The following is a 25,290-nucleotide window of genomic DNA, read 5'->3' as shown; positions in this document are numbered from 1 at the left end:
CTATTATTCATTCCTCACTCTTCATTTTTCACAAAATCTCCCCAAAGTTAGCTTATTTTTTTGGGCGAAGGACTACCGGAGTTGAAGGAGCCGGCGCCGACGGCAGTTTCACTACGTTGGCAAGAAACGATTCGGTAGCCTGATAAACGCCTTTTAAGTCGCTGGAAGTGAAGTGGGAAGCAATCACATGAGCACCCGCGTTCGGAAATGCAATCTTTTGTTTGTTACGTTCCGATGTACCTAACTGATTATACATCGTAAGCATGGCTTCTACCGACACGACGTTGTCCTGATGTTCTTCGTCTTTGTAGTAATAACCCATAAATACGGGCTGCTTCACTTTCTCAAATTGTTCATTTGTCATGTACCGATCAATCATTGTTTGCAAGGTAAGCAGGCCGTTTGTGTGGTATTTCGGCAGCCAATACACGGCCCGTTCGCCATTGTAATGCGTATTGGTAATGTGTCTATCCGGAAAAACCTGATCAATAATTTGCTGCCCCCACGGGCCCGTTACCAGACGTAGTGCGGGATTAGCCACCGCAATGCAGGGCGAATACAAGACCAAGCCTTCAATTTCAGGGTGGCGGGCCGCCAGATACAGCGCTAACATTCCTCCCGCCGACGTACCCATTACAATAACTTTCTCCCCCAGAGCTTTGCCCACGGCCAACGCTCGTTCGGCTGATGCCGCATAGTTGGAAGGCGTAATATTCTTGAGCGCATCGGGAGATTTAATGCCGTGTTCAGCCGTGCGGGCCAGATACAGATTGCAGCCAAAATGACGGGCAATCTGTTTGTGAATGGGATCGCCCTCGGCCCAGCTTGCCGAAAAACCAGGCAGATAAATGATGCTGTAAGGCGTTTTTACTTTCCGCAAACTATCGGCCCAGATAATCCGCGCTTCGTTATCGGGTCGCAGATTGGCTGCTCGCTCGGCGTCGCCGATACGTTGTTCGAGCCGTATTAAATCGGTATCAACCGTAACCGGTTCATCACGAACAGGATCTGATTTTGCCATCGGACCGAGTAAATATCCTACTACCATAACCGCTACCAACAGCCCAGCTATAACCCAAACTCGTTTCATGTATATTCTTTAATATCCATTCTAATTCGCCAGTCTTTCGGCAGATAATTATTTACCCGATTACCTACGCCTTTTACCCAACCCAGATTCAAGCCGTTGTAGCGCGCTGTTAACCAACCTTTAACGACTGAATCGGGCATTAAATTTTCCTTTTTAAAATAACGTAGCGCTTCTTCTTTATTGAGGTCCAGAGCGGGTAGATCTTTTCGGACCGACGTGCTAAGTGCCAACGCGTGCGATGGAATAAAATCCTGGCCTTTAAACTGACCCATTTCCAGGCCGAAACCCTTCTGTCGCAACGTACTATCTAAAAACAGAAACGTTTTTTCGAGCGATTTGGGTAACGCCATTACGTCGCCATTTGGTTTTTCCCAGAACGAAAAATCGGTTGGATTCTGAAGCCAGCCAGAAGCCGACGCCGTTTCCCGGGGGCGTAGCGCGCGGATACTCCGAAAGGTGCGGGCATCCACTTTCACGGAAGCGGTAAACGCGGTTTTCTGAAAAACGCTGATAAAAAAACCTTCGCCCCGCACGCGGTGAGGAAAACACTGATACCCAACCGCGTTATCCACATCTTTTTCCACTACGTTCCACTCAACTGGCAAATCGAGTTGTCGATTTCGGAAACCATTCTGAGTCAGGAACCGGACGTTGTCGATGTTTTCGGCGTCGTTATACGTACAGGTGCTATAAATGAGAATACCACCTTCATCGAGCAACGGAGCAGCCGAACTCAGAATGCGTTTCTGGCGGGCCGAGCAAAGTGCTACGTTCGCTTCCGACCATTCCTCAACAGCCGACGGATCTTTCCGAAACAAACCCTCACCCGAACAGGGCGCGTCAACAACCACTACGTCGAAAAAACCGGCTAATTTGTCTAGCTCGTTTGGATCGTGATTGCTCACCACTACGTTTGGATAACCCCATTTATCGAGATTTTCACGTAGCACCGACACCCGGCTCCGAATCACTTCATTGCAAATCAGCAGACTATCCGGTGAGATCATCGACGCTAGCAACGTACTTTTCCCACCGGGGGCCGCGCATAAATCCAGTATCCGAAGCGGTCGATTCAGCCTGACGGTTTGCCGTAGTGCTTCGCTCAACAACATGGAAGAAGCCTCCTGAACGTAGTACGCACCCGCCTGAAACAGCGGATCGAGCGTAAAGTTTGGGCGCTCGGGTAGGTAGAAACCTTCTGCGCACCAGGGAACGGAAAGTAACCCGGACGTATCAACGGCGGGTTTACTCGGATTCACCCGAATACTGACAGGGGCCGGTTCCGTTAATGCCTGTTGAAACTGGGAAAAATCATTGGGTAACTGCGTCTGCATTTGCTCCTGAAAAGCAGGAGGTAATGCTGTTGGAAACTGATTGGAAGGAGGATTCATCAGGCAAAAATACGGAACAGTCGGGCGGTTTTCGTTAAACTTGCAGCATGGCAGCAACACATGACCAATTTAGCCGAATCAGGACGTTTATTTTCGATATTGACGGCGTAATGACCAACGGTGACGTGCATCTTCTGGCTTCAGGAGAGCGCTTTCGGACCATCAATATTCACGATATGTTTGCAATTGAACAGGCGCTGAAAGCCGGATTCCGCGTTGGTATTGTCTCGTCGGCCAATGCTGAAGGGATACGTAACTGGCTGATAAGCATGCATGTAAAAGACGTATTCATGGGTGGCCCACCAGACCAGAAAGTAAACGCCTATCTCGGCTACGTAACACGCGACAGCCTCAACGAATCCGAAATTCTCTATATGGGCGACGACCTCCCCGACTACCCAATCATGAGTCGCCCCGACGTACTAAGTGCCTGCCCAGCCGATGCCGTGGCTGAAATTCAGGCCATTAGCCGGTACGTCTCGCCAAAATCGGGAGGTAAGGGTGCCGTCCGCGACGTAATAGAGCAAGTGATGCGAGCACAGGGAAAATGGTAACGCGGACATCTTGTCCGCCGTGTTATTAACTATGCGGACAAGATGTCCGCGTTACAATTATGAGTGATTTAGCCAAGCGCGACCGGGCCGTTATCTGGCATCCGTTCACGCAAATGCAATTAGCCCCACTACCTACTCCTATTGTACGTGGCGAGGGTTCAGTGCTTTATGGTGCTGATGGACGCACGTATCTGGACATGATTTCATCGTGGTGGGTCAATTTGCATGGCCACGCCCACCCCTATATTGCCGAGCGCGTATCGGAGCAGTTACGAACGCTGGAACACGTTATTTTTGCCGATTTTACCCACCCGTCCGCCGTCGAATTAGCCGAACGTTTGCTGGAAATTCTCCCGGCGAATCAGTCAAAAGTGTTTTACTCCGACAATGGGTCTACAGCTGTAGAGGTTGCGCTGAAAATGGCGTTTCAGTATTGGCATAATATCGGCAAGCCTCGTCAGAACATAGTGGCGCTGGAAAACGCATATCATGGCGATACGTTCGGCGCGATGGCGGTGGGAGGACGTAGTGCGTTTACCGCTCCGTTCGTTCCCTTTCTATTCGATGTAGATTACCTGCCTTTTCCCACAGCCGGACAAGAAGCCGACGTACTGGCACAGGCCGAAAAGTTATTCACCGACAACGTAGCGGCTTTCATCATTGAACCCCTCGTTCAGGGGGCGGGCGGCATGAATATGTATTCGCCTGATATTCTGGATAAACTCATTCACATTGCTCGTCGTCATAACGTACTTATTATTGCTGATGAAGTCATGACCGGCTTCGGGCGAACGGGTAAGTTGTTTGCTTCTGATTATTTGCAGGAAAAACCGGACCTGATGTGCCTGTCGAAAGGCATTACGGGAGGAACGATGGCCCTAGGCGTAACTACCTGTACGCAGGCTATTTATGATGCATTTTTGTCTGATGATAAGTTTAAAACTCTTTTTCACGGGCACTCGTTTACGGCGAATCCACTAGCTTGTACGGCTGCATTAGCCAGTATGGATTTGCTGTTGAATGATGATACGCAACGTAGCATTCAACGTATTGCGCAACGTAACGCCGATTTCGCTCAGCGACTTGCTACGTTCCCAGCTGTCGAAACTATCAGACAACGGGGTACTTTACTCGCCTTTGATTTGAAAGCTGGTGAACAAACTTCCTATTTCAATTCGGTCCGCGACGTAGCTTATAACTTTCTGCTGGAACGGGGTATACTAATGCGACCATTAGGAAACGTATTGTATCTGATGCCCCCTTACTGTACTACCGACGAGCAGTTGGATTACGTTTATGAACAAATTGAGCATCTTTTAGTGACTCTATAAATGGTTGGAGTGCTTGACATTTCGATGTAAATCGTACAATTTTGTTTCATCAGGCGGGAGTAGCTCAGTTGGTAGAGCGGCAGCTTCCCAAGCTGCAGGCCGTGGGTTCGAGACCCATTTCCCGCTCAACATTATACTATCTCATTATTAGCTGGTTAACTTATTAGTTAGCCAGCTTTTTTTTGAGGTAAAATTTTCAATAAAACAACTCCTCAGGTTCGCCTAAATAGTTAGCTATTGCTTGCAATACTGGAGTCAATTAATCAAGCTCAACAATAAGAATGAAGAATAAAAAGTACCACCCATTTTTCACCCATGATGAATCTGGCAATACCGAAAGTTTACAAACTCCAAGATTTATAGAATCTAAAACAATAGAAATAAAACCTGTTTAATGTTTAACTAAAGTACTCCTAATCAAGGGCTGGGCTGATGCATCGACTCGTTCCTTAGTCCGGCCATTTAGTATGACTTTGGCCCATTCATAAGCCAGTGTTTTCTTAATTGACAGACCGATGCCATCCGTTGCTCCGGTTACTAAAGCGATTTCCCACCCAACTGTAAATCCATGTCTATCGCGTTTAAGAATGTCGTTCTATGATCCGCTGCACCTTTTGCCAGCCAGTGAGGAATTAGGCAATGATCGGACTGTCTACCTGATTCATGCATTCAGTATATCGTCTCAGAACAAAAAAATTGGCGACAATTCGTGCTGCTCCGTGGCTATATCGTCAAATTTCAACATAATCCGTGGCGGTTTCTGAAATTAATAAGCTTGAATTAGTGTCTCTAGAATAATAGCTAATCGCTTTCACTCAGTAACTTCTAATGTCCCCAAAGACATATTTCTTTCTAATCCTGATTTTAGGTAGTTTAACCGCGCTGGGACCCTTTTCCATTGACATGTATCTACCGGGCTTCCCTGCCATTGCCAACGATCTACACACTACCCCGGCCAAAGTCTCACTCTCTTTATCCGGGTTTTTCATCGGTATTTCCCTTGGCCAACTTCTATATGGACCATTACTCGACCGGTTTGGTCGAAAAAAACCGTTATATATCGGTCTGATCGTCTATATACTGGCATCGGCAGGCTGCGCATTTACGACAAGTATCGACGGACTAATTTTCATGCGTGTCATCCAGGCCATTGGGAGTTGTGCGGCAGCGGTAGCCTCGGTGGCGATGGTGCGCGATTTGTTTCCAGTGAAGGACAATGCCAAAGTATTCTCTTTGTTATTACTGGTAGTGGGCGCTTCACCCATGATCGCCCCAACGATTGGGGGTTATGTGACCTCAACCTGGGGTTGGCAAACGATATTTTTCATTCTGATGGGAATGGGCATCGCCATTTTGATAGCCGTTTTCTTATGGTTGCCTGCCAGTTATAAACCCGACAAGTCGATCTCGCTGAAGCCCAAACCGATTTTGCATAATTTCTGGCAGGTGTTACGTGAACCCCAATTTTATACCTATGCCTTCACGAGCGCTATCGCTTTTTCAGGACTCTTTGCTTATGTTTCGGGCTCGCCAATTTTGTTTATGGATGTGTTCCACACCGATGAAAAAGTATATGGATGGCTATTTGCCTTTCTTTCGATTGGCTTCATCGGATCCAGTCAGATAAACACGATTCTGCTGCGGACCTACAAGAGTGAGCAGATTGTTAACGTCGCGTTGATTGGTCAGGTTGCTATCGCCTTAGTTTTTCTGTACGTAGTGCTATCGGGTTTGCTGACGCTTCCAATCACGATTGGTCTTTTATTTATTTTTCTTTGCTGTATCGGTTTTACCAACCCTAATGCAGCCGCGTTATCACTGGCTCCGTTTGTTAAAAATGCCGGAAGCGCTTCGGCATTGATGGGAGCCTTACAAATGGGGATGGGCACCTTAATTTCGGTACTAATCAGTCTGTTCGAAGTACCTTCGGCCCTTCCGATGGTGCTGGGCATGGCAGGTTCGTCAATTATTGCTCTGCTCGTATTAGTTACGGGGCGAAGGAAGATAATCGCTCAGGTTGAGGTTCAGCAGGATGCCGATACTGCTTTGCTTCATTAGAAGGCGAGAAACATCAATGCTAAAAAGCATCTATATCCCAGTTGTCAATCTGCTGGCTGGAATTGGCAAACCTATTCGGATTTGCAGAACCTATATCTTAATCATAAATCCTGAGAGCGATTTGGCAGAATGATAGCCGAACACCTTTTTCACCAAATATCTATCATTAGTCAACAACGAAAAACGCTTTTTACAGTTAGTAAAAGAATATCCTACGATTGTAGAACGAATAGCCGCTTTCCATATCGCTTCTTATTTAGCCCTAAAAATCAATCTTTGAGCCGGATCAAGAAACGAATACAGGAAGCTAATTACCCATAAAAGTAGACGATCAGTTTACCGAATCAAATGAGCCATACTAACACACAGGTTCTATTTATTCAAGGTGGAGGAAGTAAAGAAGATTATGAGGCCGATAATCACCTCGTTGCTTCGTTACAAGGGATTTTAGGCGAAGCGTATCGTGTCCATTATCCATTCTTGCCTACCGATGAGTCCATTCCGGATCTAGGCAGGCTCAATCAAATTAGCAACGAAATTTCTCGGATTAACGACGAACTTATTCTGGTCGGACACTCCCTGGGTGCTTCCATGTTGCTGAGATACGTTTCCGAAAACGAATTCAACAAAAAGGTTACCGCCATTTTTCTCTTGTCTACCCCATTTTGGAGCGGTGATGAAGATTGGAAAGTAGGGTTTAAGCTGGCAGAAGATTTTGCGGATAAGCTATCCAGGGAGGTACCTATTTTCTTCTATCACAGCCGGGACGATGAAGAAGTACCGTTTGCCCACTTTGCGATATATCGGCAAAAACTCCCCTGGGCGACTTTCCGCGAATTACCCAGCGGAGGCCATCAACTGAATAATGATCTAACGATTGTCGCCAGTGATATTAAATCGCTATGAATAGCTCCGAATGGAGATAGTGTCTATGAAATTGTGCTGTAAAAGGACGTAGAACCAGTGGCTAAAAGGCTAAAATCCATACCAGTCAATTCCATGACGGACGATCTGGACGCTGGGATTGCCATTGAAAAAATAGTCTTTCAGCAGTTACCTCCGCTGGACAACCTAACTACGGTTGACGAGGATCGGCTAGCCCATCGGCACAACAGTCATACCTTTCACCTGCTCGAAAAAGGAACCGTTCATCTTAACATTGATTTTCAACAGTACACGATAAGTTCTTCGTCTCTCATCTACATTCATCCGGATCAGGTACACCAGACAACCGCATTTGACAACGTAACGGTCGTCAGTTTGGCTATGACGGCTGAGCATCTGAACCCTGAGTATCTGAAATTATTGGAAAGCCTTGTTCCCGCAAAACCACTGGAATTAGCGTCCGAAACATTCGGCCTCCTAACCGAAGTCACAGCCCTTTGTCTGAAATTGGCTGAACGGAAAAGCAACCGACTTTATCACTCGTTACTGAAAGATGCCTGCAACACCCTGGTTGCCTTGATTCTATCAACCTATTTAGACAAAACGAAATCGCCCGACAAATTTTCACGGTTTGAGCTGATAACCAAAGCGTTCAGGGACCTATTGGAACGTAATTATTTGGCGAGCAAACGCCCGTCAAACTATGCCCAACAACTGGCTGTATCGACCGCTTATCTGAATGAGTGCGTTAAAAACACAACCGGTTTTCCTGTTTCGCACCACATTCAGCAACGTATCATCTTGGAAGCTAAGCGCTTGCTCTATCATTCTGATCTATCGGTAAAAGAAATTGCCGCCGAATTAGGCTATGACGATTATCCCTATTTTTCGCGACTCTTTGCGAAAGCCACGGGGATGACAGCGTTGGCTTTTCGAGTCAAAAACCGCGATTAGTCCAATACTTACCCTGTCTTGCCATTTCCTGCCACCAATAGGCGAAGTTCCTTTGTGCCATCAAAAAATCGCAAACACAATGGACTTAATTAAAGGAAAAGAAGTGCTCATTTCGGGAGCAAGTATAGCCGGGCTTTGCACCGCCTGGTGGATGAATCAGCTCGGTTATAACGTAACGGTTGTTGAACTAGCCAGCGAACCACGGGTCAATGGTGCCGCCGTTGATTTAAAGGGCGATACGTTGGACGTAGTGAAACGCATGGGCCTGTTTGACCAATTGACAAAACACCGCTTACACGTTGATCGGGTAGAGTTTAAAAATGCGGATGATAGTACGGAAGGCTCGATTCAGATGGAGGACGGAGATACCGACGAAATCGAGATCGAGCGAGACGCCTTTATTGGTATTCTGTTCAGGCGTTTGCAAAACGACGTAACGTTTTGGTTTAACGACAGCATTACCGCCCTGTCCGAGACCCAAGAGGGTATAACCGTGACTTTTAGACAGGGTCCACAACGCTCATTTCAGTTGGTAATTGGTTGTGACGGTATCCATTCCGGTGTGAGAAAGCTTTGGTTTGGTCCGGAAGCGGAGTACGCTCATTTTTTGAATGCCTATGGCTCACTCACCATTTTGAACAAACTGCTCATTGAACCAAAAACCATGCAGCTATACAAGGTACCGGGTAAGTCCGTTACGTTAAATGCGTATAACAATAAGACAGATGTTATTTTCAGTTTTGTTTCAGACACCGAAATACCGTACAATTACCGTGATAAGGCCCAACAACGACAGCTTATTTTAGAGCAATTTACCGGGCAAAGCTGGCGGACGGCCGAGTTGCTAAACGAAATGCAGCTGTCGGATAATTTTTACTTCGTTGAATTCTATCAAATCAAAATGCCATCGTGGACAAAAGGTCGAGTGGCTTTAGTGGGTGATGCTGCCTACTGTGCGTCGCCGGCTGCGGGAATGGGAGGCTCACTGGCAATGAGCGGAGCCGCAGCCTTAGCCGATGCGTTGCAAAAACACAAAGGAAACATTGAATTAGCCTTTCAGTCTTACAACAAAATCTTTCGTCCGTTTATCGAACGCGTGCAGGCAGAAGCCGAACAAAACCTGAGAACGGTTTTTTTACCCAGAACCGAAGAAGCGGTTCAACAAAGTAATAAGCAAGCAACTCCTTTTTAGGCATTCTGCAAGAGTATAAATTCCCTCTACCGGCCCACAAAGGTAGTTTGGCTACAACATTGTGCCTTTTGGCTAAAACGGTTTTGTCTCAGCTGCGGACTTTTGCATAGACAAAAGAGCAAACGAAATGAACATTGTATTAACAGGATCACTGGGAAATATTGGCAAAGCGCTCACCCAGGATCTGGTGCAAAAAGGGCATACCGTTACCGTCATCAGCAGCAACCCGGAACGAAGAAAAGCGATTGAAGCGATAGGCGCAACGGCCGCTATTGGAACCATGCAGGACACCGATTTCCTGACGCAAACCTTTACCGGGGCCGATATTGTTTACCTCATGGAAACCATGGAAGCCGTCGGGGATAGCTTTGATAAATCGGTTGATTTTATTGACCAGATTACCCAGATTGGTGAGCATTATAAGCAGGCCATTGAGCACTCGGGCGTCCATAACGTAGTACACCTGAGCAGTATTGGCGCGGACATGGATCAGGGTAATGGCATTCTATTATTCCATCATAACGTCGAACAGCTCCTGCGGCAGCTACCAGCGGAGGTCGCCATCAAATTCATTCGCCCCGTTGGCTTTTATCTGAATATGTTCTCGTTCATACCCACCATTAAACGTCAGGGGGCCATTATTTCCAACTACGGGGGTGATACGAAGGAGCCGTGGGTATCGCCCAACGACATTGCCGCCGTGATTAGCGAAGAGATGGAGAAACCGTTTGATGGCCATACGGTACGTTACGTAGCCAGCGATGAAGTATCGCCTAATGAAATTGCCAGCGCCTTAGGGCAATCAATTGGAAAGCCGGATCTGGAATGGCGAGTCATTTCCGACGAGCAACTGCTGACGAACTGGCTGAACATTGGTTTTAATGAGCAGGTGGCCAAAGGTTTTGTCGAATTACAAGCCAGTCAGGGCAATGGTACATTGTACGAGGACTATTACCGGAACCGACCGGCGCTGGGCAACGTAAAACTGGCCGATTTTGCGAACGAGTTTGCAGCCGTATACCACAACGATTGATTTATTTCCGATGAAAACTGTATTTATAACAGGAGCTAATAAAGGAATTGGTTTCGAAACAGCGAAACAGTTGGCAGAGCTAGGCTACTCGGTTTACGTAGGAAGCCGGGACGGCCAAAATGGTCTTGAAGCGGTAGAAAAGCTAAAAGCACTGGGCTTCACCAACGTCGATTTTATCCAGATTGACGTAGCCAGTCTGGACTCCGTCAAACAGGCCAGAAAGGAGCTGGAATCAAAAATTGATACGTTAGATATTCTGATCAATAATGCTGGCATCAGTGGCGAGCAGCCTCAGACGTTTTCCACCGGCGACATGGCCAATTTACGCACACTATTTGATACCAATTTTTTCGGAGCGGTTCAAACTACGCAACAATTCTTACCGCTGTTGAACAAGTCGACTCAACCGGTAATTATTAATGTTTCGAGCGAAGTAGGCTCGTTGACCCTGCATGCGAGTGAAGGCAAAAGTTCAAACTGGGATTTGTACAGTGCGTATGGATCGACTAAAACGGCTTTGAATGCCTTTACGATTATGTTGGCGAATGAATTGAAAGGTACCCCCTTCCGCGTAAACAGTGTTACACCCGGATATACCGCTACCGACCTCAATCAATACAAAGGATTCAAGACAGCAGAAGAGGGGGCAAAGCCAATCGTACGTATCGCAACCCAAGCGCATAAGGAAGCAACCGGAAAATTCTATAAAGATGGTGGTGAAGTGCCTTGGTAGGGATGATTTTTATCCATAAATCCGTTCTACGCACTAATCACCCTGTAATCATGTCGACCGTCCAGCGCATTAAAACCATCAGTGAGTTTCACCGGCTTAGAAGCTTGCCCAAACCCGAACACCCGCTCATCAGCGTGGTCGATTACAGCGCTATTCAACGTACACCGGAGATGAGTTCAATGAGCTGGGTGCTGGATTTTTACCAGATTTCCATCAAACGAGGTATGGCGGCTAAGCTCAAATACGGCCAGCAGGAATATGATTTTGACGAAGGTGTCATGTTTTTTATTGCGCCTAATCAGGTATTCCGCATTGAAGCTGATCCAGACCCGAGCCCTCAGCGTTCGGGTTGGATGTTACTAATCCATCCGGACTTTTTGTGGAATACGCCTTTAGCCAGGACCATCAAACAATACGAGTACTTTGACTATTCAGTGGCAGAAGCCTTGTTCCTATCGGATAAAGAAGAAACCGTGATTAACACGATTATTGACACGATCCGGCAGGAGTATCATGCCAATATGGACAAGTTCAGTCAGGGAATTATTATCTCCCAGCTAGAAACCCTGCTGGGCTATGCCGAGCGATTTTATCATCGTCAGTTTATTACCCGAAAAATCAGTAACCACGCAATTCTGGACCGTCTGGAAGAGGTACTTACGGATTATTTCCGACAAGATGAATTGCTAAAAAGTGGGTTACCAACGGTTCACTACCTGGCCGAGGTCCTGCATATTTCGCCAAAATACTTAAGCAGTTTATTAAAAGTGCTGACTGGGCAAACCGCCCAGCAGCATATTCATGAAAAGCTCATTGAGCGGGCGAAAGAACAATTATCCACTACCGACCTTACAGTGGGCGAAATTGCCTTTGCTCTGGGTTTTGAACACCAGCAATCCTTCAGTAAGCTGTTTAAGGCGAAGACTCGCCTTACCCCGTTGGCGTTCCGGCAATCGTTTACCGAAAATTGATGGCCTCGTCTTTACTCAATATCAGCCGAAGCTATTTCATAGTAAGCAATCTGGCACTTTTACTGCCCATGCCTAAACTTGCTGATTACTCGTTGAAATAAGCTGCCGGCCCAGATAAAGAGCAGCAGGCCAGCCATAATCAACGCCACTTTTAGTTTATAGGAGAAGCCCACCTTATTCCCCTCCTAGTTGTATTATATTATCGTCAAGTCGCAGGTCGACCATAAGAAAGTCTGGGTCAATTCCTCCACGATCTGGCCTTCGCGGCACGGTCACTTGTATGGTCTGCTTCCCAGACTGGATGCGGTGTTTTTGCAGGTAGAGTGGTGTGTCTACTCCTTTCTCATACAAGCCCACCTCCAGCCAATCATTCATGGGCATCTCCTGTTCGTTACCAGTGCGATCAATTAGTACCTTTTGAGCCTGCACTGTCAGCGTTACCTGCCAATGACCAGCTTTCGTTGGCGCTACCGTAAGTTCCTTTGTTTTAAGCCGCCAGTACGTATTCGTCTTAAATAGATCGGTCAATAAGTACTGTAAAGAGTCAGGGGTCACTTGTTTTAGCTCCTGATAGAGGTCAAGGGTTGTCGGCAGGGGCAGCTCACCTGAGCTTCGCTGTTGGAGCAGGCTCCGAAGTGCCCCATTCACCTTTTCTTTACCGATATATTTGCTTAGAGCATACATGGCAAGCCCGCCCTTTCGATAATATAAAAAGCTTTCGTTGGCCTGAAGCAAAGAAGCTGTTGCCAGTGGCCGTGGCCGCTCATAAGCGGAATGCAGATAGCTAAGGTATCGATGCAAATGACCGTTCCCATATGTCTTTTCCAGAACCTGCATACCCGAATAAACGGCAAGACCCTCGATCAGGACTCCGGCCCCTTCGACGTAGGCAGGCGTTAATCTGGAAATTCCCCACCACTGGTGCGCCACTTCATGTGCCAAAATATAATAGGGAAGGTCAAAGCCGGTAGGACCATCATCAGGATTCAGCAGCGCATATTGTTCGCCATAATAGATGATGCTGGCATCAGCACTGGCTCCATCTCCGTTACCGGCCCGCTCTACTACCGTGAAATGCCGGTATGGGTATGGACCAAACTCTTGCGTATAATAGGCCAGTGACGTTTTTACGCTCCGGAGTATCCGGTCAGTATTGAGGGCATGGTCCGGATGATAGTACATTCGGATGACAACATCTTTCCATTTGCTTTCCAGCCTCGTATACCGCCCTGATAAGATGGCGTACTCACCTCCAATGGGCGCATCCGTCTTGAAATGAAAGTATCGCCTATTCCCTGCTGTCCAGCTTCGTAGCAAAGCACCCGGCGCAACGGCTACCTCATCGGTTACGGTACTGACAATAGCTTCAATCGTAGCCTGATCGGTACTAGCTGACTTTTTGCGAGCCTCAGAATCATAAAGCGAAGGTAGCTCAGGACGTGCCACAAGCTTATACTTTTTTCGAAGGACAGCATCAGTAAGTTCCCGGTAGCGTTGGTAGCCAATGGCAGGCATCAGGTCGTAATTGGTGAAGGAGGTACCATTTTTTACCACCAATGCGTTTGTGCCGCTATTATTGAATCCTTGCTGTTTATAGTGTACGACAAAGTTTACTCGTAGTGAATCGCCTGAACGTAGTGGTTGCTTCAGTGCATAAATCTGGTGGACCAGTTCGTTGTCGATCTGCACGACGGCAGCTGGCCGATCAAACGTTACGTTAGAAGGCGCTAGTCCCGAAACACTCCCAATATGTATAGAGTCAATTGGTCCTGGATTGTTATTCACTAGGGTATAGGCTGCCCGGATCTCGACTTGCTGACTTTCGGGGTGGATGTCGACGTGAAGTTTTATGGCCTTAAGCTGGGGTTGCGGTGCGTTTCGGTGCCGGCCGTATCGCCGTTCGTATTCAGCCTTCCGTTCATTCAAATCGGAGCTGCTGCGGTACTCGTTCAGCACATTCGTATTATAGAAAATGAAGCTTCCTAAGGAAAGGATAAGGCCTACAGCGATTAGGGCAACCCAGGCTGTTGATTGGGTAAATTGGCGTTGTGCTACCTTCAGACGGTAGTTCATACGTTGTTCTCTTCCCCGTGGCCATAGCAACCTTGCCCCTACCGCTAGCAGTAATGCCCAGCCGATCCAATACCCTTTAAACCACAGCCACGGCCCAAGGGTAGAGCCGAATCCGCGCATATCGGTATACCACCATCCCGGGTCGGCGCCAAAAATGAGCAGGTTGTGCTCAATATTAAAAATGGAAGGAAAGGCCAGGAAGCTAAAAAGTAAGACCAGGATCAGGTAGCTTATGTATTTTTGATTGACCACTACGTGTACCACCAGGGCTAGACCGGCAACCAGTAGATAGTTGATGAGCTGAAGGCCAAAGAGTGTTTTCAAGTACAGATTTATCTCTAACTTGTTGTAGTCCAGTCCTAACTGCACTCCGATACCGGCTGCCATCAGTAGTACCATCCAGATAATCACAATGAGTCCTACCCCCAGAAATTTACCGGTCATGAGTACCCATTCCTGTACGGGTGCGGCATCCGCTATATCACCCAGGCCTGCTTCCCGCTCCTGCCAAACAAGCTCGCCCATGAAGTAAATAATCAGGAGCGGAATAACAGCCCATGGTGTACTCAGATTACCGACAGCAGGGCTCAGGTAGGCTAACACCTGCGGAGTCGTGGGTAGCAGCGGAATCTCAAACTGCGTCATGATCCGGTCGCCGAGTACAGCTGAGAACAAGGCAATAGTCCCAACCAGCGTAAGTCCTAACGGATGCCGGGCTATTTTCGTAAACGATGCCAACGCAATCGTGAACGTCTGACGAATATAGATCGTGAAGCCAAACGTTCGCTGAACGGGCGGAACAGTAATGGTGGCTACTCTTACGTTAGAATGTTCATCTGGCCTTTCGGCCGGTACGTTCGTTCGCTTTTTAAAGCGACTCCACCAGCTATTGGTTACAACATTTGCTAACTTGAAACGAACGTAGGTAAGCACCAATGACCCCACGGCGACACTACCCCACAAGACCCGATTCCAAAGAAACAGGCCGTCTAACGTAACGAGCCGCGTATTTTTCTCGATTGGCGTCCAGGTTTGCAGTTCGTTGCCAATGATACCAGTTACCCCTACTGGATCTAGTAATTTTACCAAGTCCCAGCTCCCGAAAAGCGTTGCCACTGCCACGGCGATAACCTGAGCCACAAGAGCCAAGAGCAGGCTGGCCAGATAACTGGTCATCACTTGGCGGCTATCAGCGGCTAAGCTGAATTGTATGGCTGTGGCGATAAACGTATTCGGCAAGGCGATTAAAAGGTAGACACTTCCATAAACCCATGGCCTGAACGGTAATAATACACCATCCTGATCCAGACCCGGCACGTAGAAGGAAAGCAGCACACCCAACGGCAACGAAAATATTAACAAGGCATTCACCACAAAAGCTGCCAGAAATCGTCCGCCCAGGTAATCAAGTTTGGTAACAGGCGTTGTGAAGGTAAGCGGATGCATCCGCATCTTCATGTCCCGGGCGGCCGCTTCCCCCGCAATAGACGCGCCTATGACTAACCAGATAAAACCACCAATAACCGTGATGGCTGTAATGTGGAAGGTATTGTTCGGGTATACACCGTCGCCCGGTGTGGTGAGCAGATTCATCACCAGTGTAAATAGGAGAAGGACTGCTGCATTGAGCCAGGTGGTGATGCGCTGGACGAGATAAGCGAACTCAAAGCGAAAAATCGTCCAGAATTTCATCGTGCCATCTCCGGTTTGTGGTTTCCAATATGACCAGCCATAGTACTGAAATAGACATCCTCTAAATCTGGCTCCACGGCTTCAAAACCGTTGCCTGGCCTCTCTGAACTGTACACATGCACCAGGGTTCGGCCACTCAATAGTTTGGCCGAAATGATCCGGTGTTCCTGCTCCAGCGCGGGCAGGGTATATTTATCGGTTAGTTTGCGCCAGATTTGGCCTTTGAGTGCGGCCACAGCCTCCAGCGGCCTAGCCTCCAGCAGAATCTGTCCCTGATTGATGATGGCCATATTCGTGCACAGTTCCGAGACATCTTCCACGATGTGGGTGGACAGAATAACGACACTGTCCTCTCCCAATTCGCTGAGCAAGTTGAGGAAACGAACCCGCTCAGCGGGATCAAGGCCTGCCGTTGGCTCGTCTACAATGAGCAGCTTTGGATTGCCCAGTAAGGCTACCGCCACACCAAAACGTTGTCGCATGCCGCCAGAGTAGCCGCCCAATTTCTGCCTACGCTTGTCCCACAGGTTCGTTTGTTTGAGTAAGGCCTCAGTGACTTCTCGTCGCACCGCCCGGGCCGTAATCCCTTTCAGCACCGCGAAATAGTCGAGCAACTCCTCCGCAGTGGATTTGGGATAAACACCGAATTCCTGGGGCAGGTAACCCAGCGTCTGACGTAGCGCTTCCTTCTGGTTCACTACGTCGATGTCTCCCAAAAAAATCTGTCCCTTATCGGGTTCCTGCAACGTAGCAAGCGTGCGCATGAGGGTTGATTTACCAGCGCCATTCGGACCGAGCAGCCCATACATACCCGCCGGAATGTCCAGCGATACGTTAGTCAATGCCTGCACCGCACCGGTGGACCGGCCGTTCGTATACGTCTTAGAAACATTTCGGATGGACAGACTCAACGGTTGATTTCCCATTTTATCGGATTTGCTTTGGTTAATCGGCCAACTTGAAAGAAGTGAAGGACCTCGATTGATACGTTCTTTCTCTATTTCAGTACGAAGCAATTGCTGTGGTATCGGAATGCGAAACGCGATATACGAATGCGGGGAAGTAATCGACCAAAGATGGTTTGGCTTCTGCCAGAGTCCTTGTAGACTTCATCTCACCACTTGTAGATTGAAATGAGCATCTGGTCGAGAAGATGAGCTAGGTAAGGTTGGAAAAAATAACTTTGTTCTATGGAGCGAATAAAAAAAACCTTTCGGCTGATTCACTTTTCGGTCTGGGTCTTGTTCACCTCCCTGGTCGTTTTGCAACTTAGGGGTGAAGGCGATACACACTGGCTTAGCACCACCACGGGATTTATTGGGACCTGCCTATATGTTTTCTACAGTCATTTCTATCTGTTAACCCGGTACACCGGTCAGAAAAAGGGAAGGAGGTATTTTCTGGGACTCGCGGGAATTGTGCTGACCGGCCCTTTTCCGTTTATACTTTTTCACCACAAAGCGCTGCATGCCTGGCACCTTTTCTTAGGGTACTACAGTATTCACCTGGGCACTACGATCCTCATCTTTATTTTTCTAAGCTGGGTGGCCAGGGTTACCGAGAATCTGGTTCTTAATACCATCCGGAAAGAGCAACTGGAAAAACAGGCCGCGGAGACGGAGTTGCATTATTTAAAATCGCAGATCAACCCGCATTTCCTGTTCAATACCTTAAATAACATCCATACACTAGTGTATAAACAGGCCCCGGCAGCTCCGGACGCTGTCATGCAACTGGCTTCGCTGATGCGCTATATGATTTATGAGTCAAATGCGGCCACGGTTCCGCTGTCTAAAGAGATGGACTATTTGCGGGATTATGTGAATTTGCAGCAGCTCCGATACAAGAATAGTCCGGTGGTAGATCTTCACATAGAAGGACAGACAGACGCCTGCTACGTTGCCCCATTGCTGTTTATCCACCTGCTGGAAAACGCTTACAAACACAGTCCCGCCCGATTAGAACCCGGCAACCTAAAGGTAAGAGTGACGATAAAAGAAGATACCCTTCTTTTCAGCGTAGCGAACCCAGTAGCAAAAAGTTTAACTAATACGTTGGAGGAACCCGGTGGCATCGGGTTGCCCAATGTCCGCAAAAGGCTATTTTTATTATATCCTGACCAGCATACGCTGACTATTCAGAACACTGGCGATACGTTTACGGTCAATCTTACAATCTACGGTCTTCATTCACAGGCGCATGAACCAAAAGCTTACCTGCTTTATCATTGAGGACGAGTATCTGGCTCAGGAAATACTGGAAGAATACATCCGAAAAGTCCCTTTTCTAGAGTTAAAAGGAACCTACGTGAGTCCCCTCGAGGCTGCTCCTCATCTGATGGTAGACGGCCCTGACCTGCTGTTTCTGGACATCAACATGCCAGATCTGGATGGGCTCAATTTCATCCCGATGTTGAACCCCAAACCCATGATCATCCTCACGACAGCTTATGATCAGTATGCGCTGAAAGCATATGAACTGGAAGTAAAGGATTACCTGTTAAAACCGTTCACGTTTGAGCGTTTTTATAAAAGCGTTTTACGACTGTACCAGGAACAAGGACCCCGACATACGCTGGAAAAGAAGGAGATAAAAGCAGAATTTAAACATGAACAGGCGTATGTTTTTCTGAAGGTGGGCCACCGCATTCAGAAAATAGCTACCCGCGATATTCTCTTTGTAGAGGGTATGAAAGACTATTTACGAATTCATACCAGGGAGGAGAAGATTATGACCCTGCTGAGCTTTGCCAAACTGGAAGAGCTGCTGCCGGCTCAGGATTTTGCCCGTGTCCACAAGTCGTTTCTGGTCGCCATTGACAAAATTGACCACATCGAGAAAAACAGGATTCAGCTTGGCGACCAACGCATTCCCATTAGTGAGACCTATGCCGATTCTTTTTATAAACTGCTGAAAGGCTTACAATAAACTCCCGTAATAAACATGGGTTATTTTACACAGACTGAACGGACGTTCAGAAAACGGGAAATTCTTTTTAAATCAAATACCAGTGACGGACTGTAGGCTTTATACCGGTTATGACTGACTAAATCATCCTATAGCATACAATTCTACCAACGCTCATCAGTGTTGTATTTAACTAACCTATAGTTTAGAAATGGCCCACTATTCTCAGTTGTGGGCGAGCCCAATTAACTGATTGACCCTAGCCGGCTATTGGCTCTTTTGACGCGTTTAATTTCGTCCTCTCGAAATTCTTTTGGGGTAACGCCTGCTTGTTTTTTAAAGAATTTCGTAAAGTAGGATGTGTCTTCAAAATTGAGATTGTACGCAATTTCGGCGACGGTTAAATCCAAATTTACCAGTTGCCGTTTAGCTTCCATAACGATCCGGTTTCGGATGACTTCGCCGGATGGGATACCCATTAATTGACGGCAAATTGAGTTGAGATAATTAGGCGTTATAAAGAGCTTTTCGGCATACTCCTTCGGTAGCCGTAATGTGTTGTAATTGCCTTCGATAAGCTTCTGGAAATTCTTGAGAATGGTGTAGTTGTGGAGCGACGCGTTTCTATTTTTTTCGGCGTCACTCAGTCGGCCTATCGTGATGAATAATTGAATCAATAAGGCCCGAACCATATCCAGTCCGAACGTAAAATCGGTGTCGCTTTCTTTAATGAGCTCCTCAAAGTAGTGCTTTACTTTTGGCTGGATTTCGTCCGGAATATCGACAACCGACTCTTCGACAATCCCAGTGAAAAATGGAAACTGACTCAGAAAATCGGCCCGGGCAATAAAGGAATGGAAGAAAGATGGAGAGAAATTAATGACATATCCATCAACATGGCCCTCGAAACTCCAACTGTGCACCTGCCCTGGAATCATAAAGTAGATTTGATACGGGCGTACCGGAAACGTGTGAAAATCAATGTCGTGAGTCCCGCCACCTTCCAAAAATAGAATCAGATGGTAGAAGTCGTGTTTGTGGGCTAAATGTAAGTTTTTGTGAACAGCCAGATACGGCGCAAAACGACTAATCTGTATATCCTTCTGTTTGAAAAGGGATAGCTTGTCGATGCTGTATACGGGAATGTCCTTTTTTATCATAGATAGCGTTTGGTAATACTGGAATTACAGCACTTTTATCAGGCCATTTTTATTATCGATGGAAGCGATTCGGGCTTTTAACCGAGCGAGTTCGCCCATTGCCGATGTACATTCAAACCCATAGCGTTGGTAAACCCGCTGGCTGGCCAGTTGTAAGGCTTTCGAAATTCGCTCGTCAAAGTCTTGAATTGATACAGAATCACCTGATTTCAAATACTGAAGCAGCACGGTTGAGGGGGAATAAACCCTATCTCGCTGCTTATCGGGCCATTCAATCGTTACGTTCACTTCTGGCATATGCTAGTTGATTAGTTAGGTTAATTGCGTATTCCTCATAGTTCATCCGTACTATAATCTCTTGATTTTCAATGATAGCTCCAATTGCAGCGCATTGAATGTTGTGTGATGCAAATAGATCCATGCAAGCCTTTTCAGCACCTTGCTTACAGGTGAATAAATAACCAAAACTGGGAAAGCTAATCAGCCATTTTTCCCAAGTAACGCCGTCGGGTTTGGGAATCTGATCAAGGTATAATTCTGCACCAACGCCAGCTGCTTTTACAAACATGGCGAGTGTACCAATGATACCACCCATGCTAATATCTTTGGCTGCCGCTGAAAGCCCCCGATTAGCCAACTCATACATCAGCGACAGGTTAGCCCGTAGTTGAACGGAATTGGCTGTAGTTGACGCATTCCAGAATGGGTAATTCTTGTAATAGCTCCCGTTCATATCTACGGCCATCATTACTATTTCGGATGGCTGAGCGGCTTTACTTTCTAGCAATTTCTTAGCCTTACCCATAATGGAAACAGCCAGGTGACGACTCTCGGTATGGTAACACGTATGTCCACCAACGATGGGTACCCCATAAGCGCTCGAAGCCGCCATCATTCCTTCCCATATCTGCGCACCCTGTTCGCGATCTTTCAGCCAGATTACATCGGTTACCGCCATCGGCAGGCCGCCCATTGAGCATATGTCGCTGATATTGACCATGATAGACGAATATCCCGCAAACCACGGATCGGCCTCCAGAAAACTCGTGATGATTCCTTCGGAGGCAAACAGAAGGTGGTCACCGTGGCCGTCGGGAATCACCGCGCAGTCATCGCCGAGGAAAATTTGGTGCGCACTTCGATCAAATGGGTCTTGATACATAACGTAGTCGCCAATGGCCGAGTACGTCTGAGCAATGGTCAGTTTGTCGATTACAGCGCGTTGGACAAGAACATTCTCCAATATCGGTTGCAACATAGCCTACTCTTCGTTTGAGTCAAAAGCTGAAACGGACGCTAGCATGACCTTCTCGATATTCTCCAGTAAATATTCGGCGTCTTTAGCCACACCCGAAAACCGCGCCGAACCCCAGGTATTTTGCCAGGTAAGGCCCAAAAAATACAAGCCTTCTACGTCCGTAACTCCGCGCTGATGAACAGGATGCCCTCGTTCGTTTAGAACAGGAAATTTCAGCCATGTAAAATCCATCCCAAAGCCGATACACCAGACGACTGACGTAATGTTGGTATTCTTTAGCGTCAGTGATGTTATCTCATTTTCAGGCTCCCAAACTGGTACGTAGGTTGGTTCAATAGGGGCGTCAATTTGGTTGTCGAAAATGTACTGATCGATCCGTTTTTTGATGTTTTCCGACACTTTGTCTGCATAGTCCAGATGCTCCTTTAGGTTGGGCGCAAAAACCAGTTCAGAATCATGTACGTCGTTGAGTACGCCATACAATTTCATACCTTCGAGGTAAAACGTACGTAAGTCAATTTCATGGCCTCCGTCGCGCCCGGTAACGTAGTGGTTGGTTTTTTCACGCACGTTTTCGCCCTCTGGATGTTTGTCGACCGGAATATCGTAGTACTTCATCATATCCAGCCATTCCACTACGTCCTTTCCCCGATACAACCGGGCACATCGGGGGGCTTTTCCTACACACAAGTGTACGCTACGTCCCGCCAGATGCAGGTCTTCCGCAATCTGCGTTCCCGACTGACCCGTTCCCACGACCAGTACGTCCCCCTCGGGCAGGCTTTCGGGCTTTTTGTAATGGGCCGAGTGGACATGCGTTATTGATGACGGGAATTTTTCCGCCAGTTTTGGTAAAGGCGCCGAATGAAAATTGCCGATGCAGACAACCACCTGATTGGCCGTGTAAATACCTTCGTTAGTCAGGACGGTGAACGTATCGGTCAGCGGCTCTTTGGAAACGGCCAATACCTCGACTCCTTCTTTTACCGGCGGGTTAAAGCTAGCCGCGTAGCCTTCCAGATAGGCCACAATTTCGTCTCTAACCATGAACCCATAAGGATCGTTGCCGGGATACGAATAGCCGGGCAGATTACACTGCCAGTTGGGCGTGACCAGGCAGAACGTATCCCAACGATAGCTTCGCCAGGAATCGCCGATTCGTTTCTTCTCGAACACTACGTGGTCAATCCCTTTTTGTTTCAGTAAGTAACTCATGGAGAGGCCAGCCTGTCCCCCTCCAATAACGATTACCTCATATTGGTTTTTCATCTTGTTCGTTCATTCAGGTGATTCGAAGCTTAACTCAGTTGCAATTGATGCAATGATTTTTGCGAGGGGGTATAGTAGTCGAGGTTGCATTTCATGTGATAATGCAGCTTCCCAAAAATGTGCAGCGGTTCAAGTGTTTGCCAGTGCATTCGGTTAAAAAACGTTACGTTCTGCTCCTGTACGTAGGCATAAAACTCGCGGCAACCCAGGATTAACGCTGTTGATACCGCCTTGAAAATCAACGCTCCACCGATGGTTTGGGTAAACGGATCAATGGGGTTCTGATCATTGAATAGGCCAGTGGTCTGGAATTGCGAAAGTTTCCGATACGCTTTGGCTACTCCCAGACGACCACCCCACCAGACCCCAGGACTTCGTTCGTCGATACGTACAATGCCAACGACCTGATCCAACTGGCCTGTGTAACTACTTTCAGCAATGATTGGCAACGCTTTTTCGTCGATGGGGTCGCGGTCCGATTCGTCGAAAATGTGCTGTTCTTCGCAAAAAATCTGCCGACGTAGGTCCCAGTATTGGTTGATTTGCCAGGTTTCCTGGGCAAAATCAAACGTAATATGACTTGCCCGATACTCAGTAGGTTGCTCGATGATCATGGGAAATGCAAGTCTAAGTTGAAAGTCTATTCTTACGCGAGAGCCATGGTTTTGGCCATTTTCTCAAACGATTTCAGGGTCGAACAGGCACCGCATTTCGCACAGCCCGCTTTCATTTTATTCGAGGTAATCTCTCCTTCGGCAATGATGCTGCCGACTTCAGCGAGGACTCGCTGCATGAAATCTTTGTCGGGTGTTGGGTGATTTTCCAATGGCGTACCACCTACGGGGACAAACGGCACCACAAACGGATACACACCAATATCGACCAGCTCGCGGCTAATCTGGATAAGTGCTTTCTCAGAATCACCCAGCCCAGCTAGCAGATAGGTCGAAACCTGACCTCGACCAAAGACATCTACAGCTGCTTTGAAGGCTTCCATGTAATAGCCGACCGAAATTTCGGCCTTGCCCGGCATGATCTTTTTGCGAACATGCTCCTCCACAGCTTCTAAGTGCATTCCCAGCGCATCGGCACCGGCTTCCTTGAGACGCTCGAACCAGCTAAAATCGGAAGGCGGTTCACATTGTACCTGAATCGGGATGTCGACAGCCGCTTTGATGGCTTTTACGCTTTCGCAGAGCACTTTAGCCCCGCGGTCGGGTGTCGATGGCGTACCGGTCGTAATGACAAATTGTTCGATACCATCCAGCTCCACTGCCATTTTAGCCACTTCAGCCAGTTGAAACGGGCGCTTGTACGAGATCGTTCGCTTCTGTTTTAACGACTCGCCAATGGCGCAAAACTGACAGGAGGTTTCTTTGTCGCCGTAGCGTATGCAATTCTGGAGAACCGTAGTAGCCAGTACGTTATGACTGTGAAGTTGGGCTATTTTCCAGAATGGAACGCCGTTGGACGTAGCGTACGAATAGAACTTGGGTTGTTTGGGAAATACAATCGACCCGACGTATTCGTCATTTTTGAACAGTTTCGAAACGCCCAGCAGATTCGGTTCTTCGGCTGAATAGGGTGAACGTAACGACGCTACGTTATGGACGGGTACCATGATGGTAGCATCTCCCAGACGAACCGCTTTATGATCGGTCGGCCCGGCTCCTCCTCTACGTCCTCCCTTGTCCGAAAAGCCTTCCAGCCGTAAGCCATATGCCTGAAGTTCGGTCAATAATTCTGAAGTCGTCATGCCTGATCCATGTTTTCCTTAATCGCTACGTTCTTATCGCTAATTTCTACGTGCCTGTAAGCCGTTTTATCGACCACAACAGACAGTAACTCCGGTCGTGAATAATGACCAACCGAATCCATCATCCGCTTGCGTTTGTCAATCAGTTTCATGTCGAGGTCTGCGTAGAGGATGCCTTCGCCTTCGGTAAGCGGTGTCGTCAGATGTTTACCCTCCGGCGAAATAATCATGGTATTGCAGCCTCCGCGTAAAGCTTTTTGCAATTTCTCGTCCGCCGTGATCGACTTGATCTGATCATCGTCGAGCCAGCCCGTTGCATTGATCACAAAGCAGCCACTCTCCAGGGCATGATGACGCATGGTCACTTCCATTTGCTCGGCAAAAATTGGCCCCACCAGCGAACCCGGAAATTGGCTACAGTGAATCTCTTCGTGGTCGGCCATCAAGGCGTACCGAGCTAACGGATTATAGTGTTCCCAGCAGGCCAGTGCACCAATGCGGGCAATACTCGTATCGACGGCTTTTAGGCCACTCCCATCGCCTTGGCCCCAAATCATGCGTTCGTGGTACGTAGGGGTAATTTTCCGCCGTTTCAAAACGATCTGGCCATCGGTGTCGAAAATCAGCTGGGTGTTGTACAGCGTACCATGATCCCGCTCGTTGACGCCTAATACCACCACCATTCCACACTCTTTTGCCGTCGAACCAACAAGCTCTGTGATAGGTCCGGGTATGACAACCGCTTCGTTGTATAGGGCCAGATGTTCCGGGCCTTGTAAAACCGGGGGAACAATGAAGGAAAAGTACGGGTAATTCGGAACGCAGGTTTCGGGAAAAACAATGATATCCGCTCCCTGAAAAGCACTGGAGCGAATCATGTCGCAAATCTTTTCAGTAGTGGCTAAGCTATCATTCAACACCGGTTTGAGTTGCGCAGCCGCAGCTTTGATAACAGACTTAGAGGCCATAAGAGAGCTGTTTAG

23 protein-coding genes and 1 tRNA gene are annotated in these 25,290 nt (G+C 47.7%); 12 read left to right on the top strand and 12 right to left on the bottom strand.

Going from position 1 to position 25,290, the window contains the following annotated elements:
* Nucleotides 1-52: 52 nt before the first annotated feature.
* Nucleotides 53-1,090 (bottom strand): alpha/beta hydrolase, encoded by a 1,038-nt coding sequence (locus ACYVF1_RS01530; RefSeq protein WP_461074907.1) that lies wholly within the window; start codon nt 1,088-1,090, stop codon nt 53-55.
* Nucleotides 1,087-2,481, bottom strand: coding sequence for a methyltransferase RsmF C-terminal domain-like protein (locus ACYVF1_RS01525; RefSeq protein ID WP_461074905.1), 1,395 nt, complete (start codon nt 2,479-2,481; stop codon nt 1,087-1,089). The genes ACYVF1_RS01530 and ACYVF1_RS01525 overlap by 4 nt, the downstream gene beginning before the upstream one ends.
* 47 nt (nt 2,482-2,528) lie before the next feature.
* Between ACYVF1_RS01525 and ACYVF1_RS01520 the strand changes: the two genes are divergently transcribed.
* From ACYVF1_RS01520 to ACYVF1_RS01510, 3 genes are all read left to right on the top strand, one after another.
* Nucleotides 2,529-3,035: a KdsC family phosphatase gene (locus ACYVF1_RS01520; protein ID WP_461074903.1), complete on the top strand. Its 507-nt coding sequence runs from the start codon at nt 2,529-2,531 to the stop codon at nt 3,033-3,035.
* Between the two features lie 59 nt (nt 3,036-3,094).
* Nucleotides 3,095-4,366, top strand: a complete 1,272-nt coding sequence (gene bioA, locus ACYVF1_RS01515; protein WP_461074901.1) for an adenosylmethionine--8-amino-7-oxononanoate transaminase — start codon at nt 3,095-3,097, stop codon at nt 4,364-4,366.
* Nucleotides 4,367-4,419: 53 nt separating this feature from the next.
* Nucleotides 4,420-4,492 (top strand) — tRNA-Gly (locus ACYVF1_RS01510).
* 265 nt (nt 4,493-4,757) lie between these two features.
* On the opposite strand, the gene ACYVF1_RS01505 is transcribed toward ACYVF1_RS01510, so the two are convergent.
* A complete protein-coding gene (locus ACYVF1_RS01505) occupies nt 4,758-4,913 on the bottom strand; it encodes an SDR family NAD(P)-dependent oxidoreductase (protein WP_461077781.1) in 156 nt (51 codons plus the stop codon).
* A 281-nt stretch (nt 4,914-5,194) separates the two neighbouring features.
* On the opposite strand from ACYVF1_RS01505, the gene ACYVF1_RS01500 reads away from it, so the two are divergent.
* The 7 genes from ACYVF1_RS01500 (at nt 5,195) to ACYVF1_RS01470 (ending at nt 12,192) form a co-directional block, all read left to right on the top strand.
* On the top strand, nt 5,195-6,424 hold the full coding sequence (locus tag ACYVF1_RS01500) for a multidrug effflux MFS transporter (RefSeq protein WP_461074899.1): 1,230 nt from the start codon (nt 5,195-5,197) through the stop codon (nt 6,422-6,424).
* Nucleotides 6,425-6,772: 348 nt separating this feature from the next.
* Nucleotides 6,773-7,330, top strand: a complete 558-nt coding sequence (locus ACYVF1_RS01495; RefSeq protein ID WP_461074897.1) for an alpha/beta hydrolase — start codon at nt 6,773-6,775, stop codon at nt 7,328-7,330.
* A gap of 93 nt (nt 7,331-7,423) precedes the next feature.
* Nucleotides 7,424-8,263 (top strand): helix-turn-helix transcriptional regulator, encoded by an 840-nt coding sequence (locus tag ACYVF1_RS01490; protein WP_461074895.1) that lies wholly within the window; start codon nt 7,424-7,426, stop codon nt 8,261-8,263.
* 79 nt (nt 8,264-8,342) lie between these two features.
* Nucleotides 8,343-9,455: an FAD-dependent monooxygenase gene (locus ACYVF1_RS01485; protein WP_461074893.1), complete on the top strand. Its 1,113-nt coding sequence runs from the start codon at nt 8,343-8,345 to the stop codon at nt 9,453-9,455.
* A gap of 127 nt (nt 9,456-9,582) precedes the next feature.
* The gene (locus ACYVF1_RS01480; RefSeq protein ID WP_461074891.1) at nt 9,583-10,488 is read left to right on the top strand and encodes an NmrA family NAD(P)-binding protein; all 906 of its coding nucleotides are present in this window, start codon (nt 9,583-9,585) and stop codon (nt 10,486-10,488) included.
* Between the two features lie 10 nt (nt 10,489-10,498).
* The gene (locus ACYVF1_RS01475) at nt 10,499-11,221 is read left to right on the top strand and encodes an SDR family oxidoreductase (RefSeq protein ID WP_461074889.1); all 723 of its coding nucleotides are present in this window, start codon (nt 10,499-10,501) and stop codon (nt 11,219-11,221) included.
* 50 nt (nt 11,222-11,271) lie between these two features.
* Nucleotides 11,272-12,192, top strand: a complete 921-nt coding sequence (locus ACYVF1_RS01470) for a helix-turn-helix domain-containing protein (RefSeq protein ID WP_461074887.1) — start codon at nt 11,272-11,274, stop codon at nt 12,190-12,192.
* A gap of 174 nt (nt 12,193-12,366) precedes the next feature.
* Here the strand turns inward: ACYVF1_RS01470 and ACYVF1_RS01465 are convergent, their stop codons facing one another.
* Both ACYVF1_RS01465 and ACYVF1_RS01460 read right to left on the bottom strand, forming a co-directional pair.
* Nucleotides 12,367-15,957, bottom strand: coding sequence for an ABC transporter permease/M1 family aminopeptidase (locus ACYVF1_RS01465; protein WP_461074885.1), 3,591 nt, complete (start codon nt 15,955-15,957; stop codon nt 12,367-12,369).
* Nucleotides 15,954-16,883, bottom strand: coding sequence for an ABC transporter ATP-binding protein (locus tag ACYVF1_RS01460; RefSeq protein ID WP_461074883.1), 930 nt, complete (start codon nt 16,881-16,883; stop codon nt 15,954-15,956). Before ACYVF1_RS01460 ends, ACYVF1_RS01465 begins: the two co-directional genes overlap by 4 nt.
* Nucleotides 16,884-17,147: 264 nt before the next feature.
* Between ACYVF1_RS01460 and ACYVF1_RS01455 the strand changes: the two genes are divergently transcribed.
* On the top strand, nt 17,148-18,188 hold the full coding sequence (locus ACYVF1_RS01455) for a sensor histidine kinase (protein WP_461074881.1): 1,041 nt from the start codon (nt 17,148-17,150) through the stop codon (nt 18,186-18,188).
* Nucleotides 18,157-18,885, top strand: a complete 729-nt coding sequence (locus tag ACYVF1_RS01450) for a LytR/AlgR family response regulator transcription factor (RefSeq protein WP_461074879.1) — start codon at nt 18,157-18,159, stop codon at nt 18,883-18,885. Before ACYVF1_RS01455 ends, ACYVF1_RS01450 begins: the two co-directional genes overlap by 32 nt.
* A gap of 224 nt (nt 18,886-19,109) precedes the next feature.
* On the opposite strand, the gene ACYVF1_RS01445 is transcribed toward ACYVF1_RS01450, so the two are convergent.
* From ACYVF1_RS01445 to ACYVF1_RS01415, 7 genes are read right to left on the bottom strand one after another with little or no spacing between them, the layout of a single operon-like run.
* Nucleotides 19,110-20,024 (bottom strand): helix-turn-helix domain-containing protein, encoded by a 915-nt coding sequence (locus ACYVF1_RS01445; RefSeq protein ID WP_461074877.1) that lies wholly within the window; start codon nt 20,022-20,024, stop codon nt 19,110-19,112.
* A 24-nt stretch (nt 20,025-20,048) separates the two neighbouring features.
* The gene (locus ACYVF1_RS01440; RefSeq protein WP_461074875.1) at nt 20,049-20,321 is read right to left on the bottom strand and encodes an MSMEG_0570 family nitrogen starvation response protein; all 273 of its coding nucleotides are present in this window, start codon (nt 20,319-20,321) and stop codon (nt 20,049-20,051) included.
* Nucleotides 20,296-21,282, bottom strand: coding sequence for a sll0787 family AIR synthase-like protein (locus ACYVF1_RS01435; protein ID WP_461074873.1), 987 nt, complete (start codon nt 21,280-21,282; stop codon nt 20,296-20,298). Before ACYVF1_RS01435 ends, ACYVF1_RS01440 begins: the two co-directional genes overlap by 26 nt.
* Before the next feature lie 3 nt (nt 21,283-21,285).
* Entirely contained in the window at nt 21,286-22,551 is a 1,266-nt protein-coding gene (locus ACYVF1_RS01430) for an MSMEG_0569 family flavin-dependent oxidoreductase (protein WP_461074871.1), read from the bottom strand.
* 29 nt (nt 22,552-22,580) lie between these two features.
* On the bottom strand, nt 22,581-23,165 hold the full coding sequence (locus ACYVF1_RS01425) for an MSMEG_0567/Sll0786 family nitrogen starvation N-acetyltransferase (RefSeq protein WP_461074869.1): 585 nt from the start codon (nt 23,163-23,165) through the stop codon (nt 22,581-22,583).
* Nucleotides 23,166-23,197: 32 nt separating this feature from the next.
* Nucleotides 23,198-24,307, bottom strand: coding sequence for an MSMEG_0568 family radical SAM protein (locus tag ACYVF1_RS01420; RefSeq protein ID WP_461074867.1), 1,110 nt, complete (start codon nt 24,305-24,307; stop codon nt 23,198-23,200).
* Entirely contained in the window at nt 24,304-25,275 is a 972-nt protein-coding gene (locus ACYVF1_RS01415; protein ID WP_461074865.1) for a Nit6803 family nitrilase, read from the bottom strand. The genes ACYVF1_RS01420 and ACYVF1_RS01415 overlap by 4 nt, the downstream gene beginning before the upstream one ends.
* Nucleotides 25,276-25,290 lie beyond the last annotated feature (15 nt).

The organism is Spirosoma flavus, assembly GCF_054778555.1.
The sequence above is the reverse complement of the archived record's forward strand: the minus strand, read 5'-3'. Positions and strand labels throughout refer to the sequence as shown.

Bases quoted from the DNA above. Each gene is read 5' to 3' on its own strand.
- ACYVF1_RS01530 (WP_461074907.1), bottom strand. From the start codon at position 1,090: ATGAAACGAGTTTGGGTTATAGCTGGGCTGTTGGTAGCGGTTATGGTA.
- ACYVF1_RS01525 (WP_461074905.1), bottom strand. From the start codon at position 2,481: ATGAATCCTCCTTCCAATCAGTTTCCAACAGCATTACCTCCTGCTTTT.
- ACYVF1_RS01520 (WP_461074903.1), top strand. From the start codon at position 2,529: ATGGCAGCAACACATGACCAATTTAGCCGAATCAGGACGTTTATTTTC.
- bioA (WP_461074901.1), top strand. From the start codon at position 3,095: ATGAGTGATTTAGCCAAGCGCGACCGGGCCGTTATCTGGCATCCGTTC.
- ACYVF1_RS01500 (WP_461074899.1), top strand. From the start codon at position 5,195: ATGTCCCCAAAGACATATTTCTTTCTAATCCTGATTTTAGGTAGTTTA.
- ACYVF1_RS01495 (WP_461074897.1), top strand. From the start codon at position 6,773: ATGAGCCATACTAACACACAGGTTCTATTTATTCAAGGTGGAGGAAGT.
- ACYVF1_RS01490 (WP_461074895.1), top strand. From the start codon at position 7,424: ATGACGGACGATCTGGACGCTGGGATTGCCATTGAAAAAATAGTCTTT.
- ACYVF1_RS01485 (WP_461074893.1), top strand. From the start codon at position 8,343: ATGGACTTAATTAAAGGAAAAGAAGTGCTCATTTCGGGAGCAAGTATA.
- ACYVF1_RS01480 (WP_461074891.1), top strand. From the start codon at position 9,583: ATGAACATTGTATTAACAGGATCACTGGGAAATATTGGCAAAGCGCTC.
- ACYVF1_RS01475 (WP_461074889.1), top strand. From the start codon at position 10,499: ATGAAAACTGTATTTATAACAGGAGCTAATAAAGGAATTGGTTTCGAA.
- ACYVF1_RS01470 (WP_461074887.1), top strand. From the start codon at position 11,272: ATGTCGACCGTCCAGCGCATTAAAACCATCAGTGAGTTTCACCGGCTT.
- ACYVF1_RS01465 (WP_461074885.1), bottom strand. From the start codon at position 15,957: ATGAAATTCTGGACGATTTTTCGCTTTGAGTTCGCTTATCTCGTCCAG.
- ACYVF1_RS01460 (WP_461074883.1), bottom strand. From the start codon at position 16,883: ATGGGAAATCAACCGTTGAGTCTGTCCATCCGAAATGTTTCTAAGACG.
- ACYVF1_RS01455 (WP_461074881.1), top strand. From the start codon at position 17,148: ATGGAGCGAATAAAAAAAACCTTTCGGCTGATTCACTTTTCGGTCTGG.
- ACYVF1_RS01450 (WP_461074879.1), top strand. From the start codon at position 18,157: ATGAACCAAAAGCTTACCTGCTTTATCATTGAGGACGAGTATCTGGCT.
- ACYVF1_RS01445 (WP_461074877.1), bottom strand. From the start codon at position 20,024: ATGATAAAAAAGGACATTCCCGTATACAGCATCGACAAGCTATCCCTT.
- ACYVF1_RS01440 (WP_461074875.1), bottom strand. From the start codon at position 20,321: ATGCCAGAAGTGAACGTAACGATTGAATGGCCCGATAAGCAGCGAGAT.
- ACYVF1_RS01435 (WP_461074873.1), bottom strand. From the start codon at position 21,282: ATGTTGCAACCGATATTGGAGAATGTTCTTGTCCAACGCGCTGTAATC.
- ACYVF1_RS01430 (WP_461074871.1), bottom strand. From the start codon at position 22,551: ATGAAAAACCAATATGAGGTAATCGTTATTGGAGGGGGACAGGCTGGC.
- ACYVF1_RS01425 (WP_461074869.1), bottom strand. From the start codon at position 23,165: ATGATCATCGAGCAACCTACTGAGTATCGGGCAAGTCATATTACGTTT.
- ACYVF1_RS01420 (WP_461074867.1), bottom strand. From the start codon at position 24,307: ATGACGACTTCAGAATTATTGACCGAACTTCAGGCATATGGCTTACGG.
- ACYVF1_RS01415 (WP_461074865.1), bottom strand. From the start codon at position 25,275: ATGGCCTCTAAGTCTGTTATCAAAGCTGCGGCTGCGCAACTCAAACCG.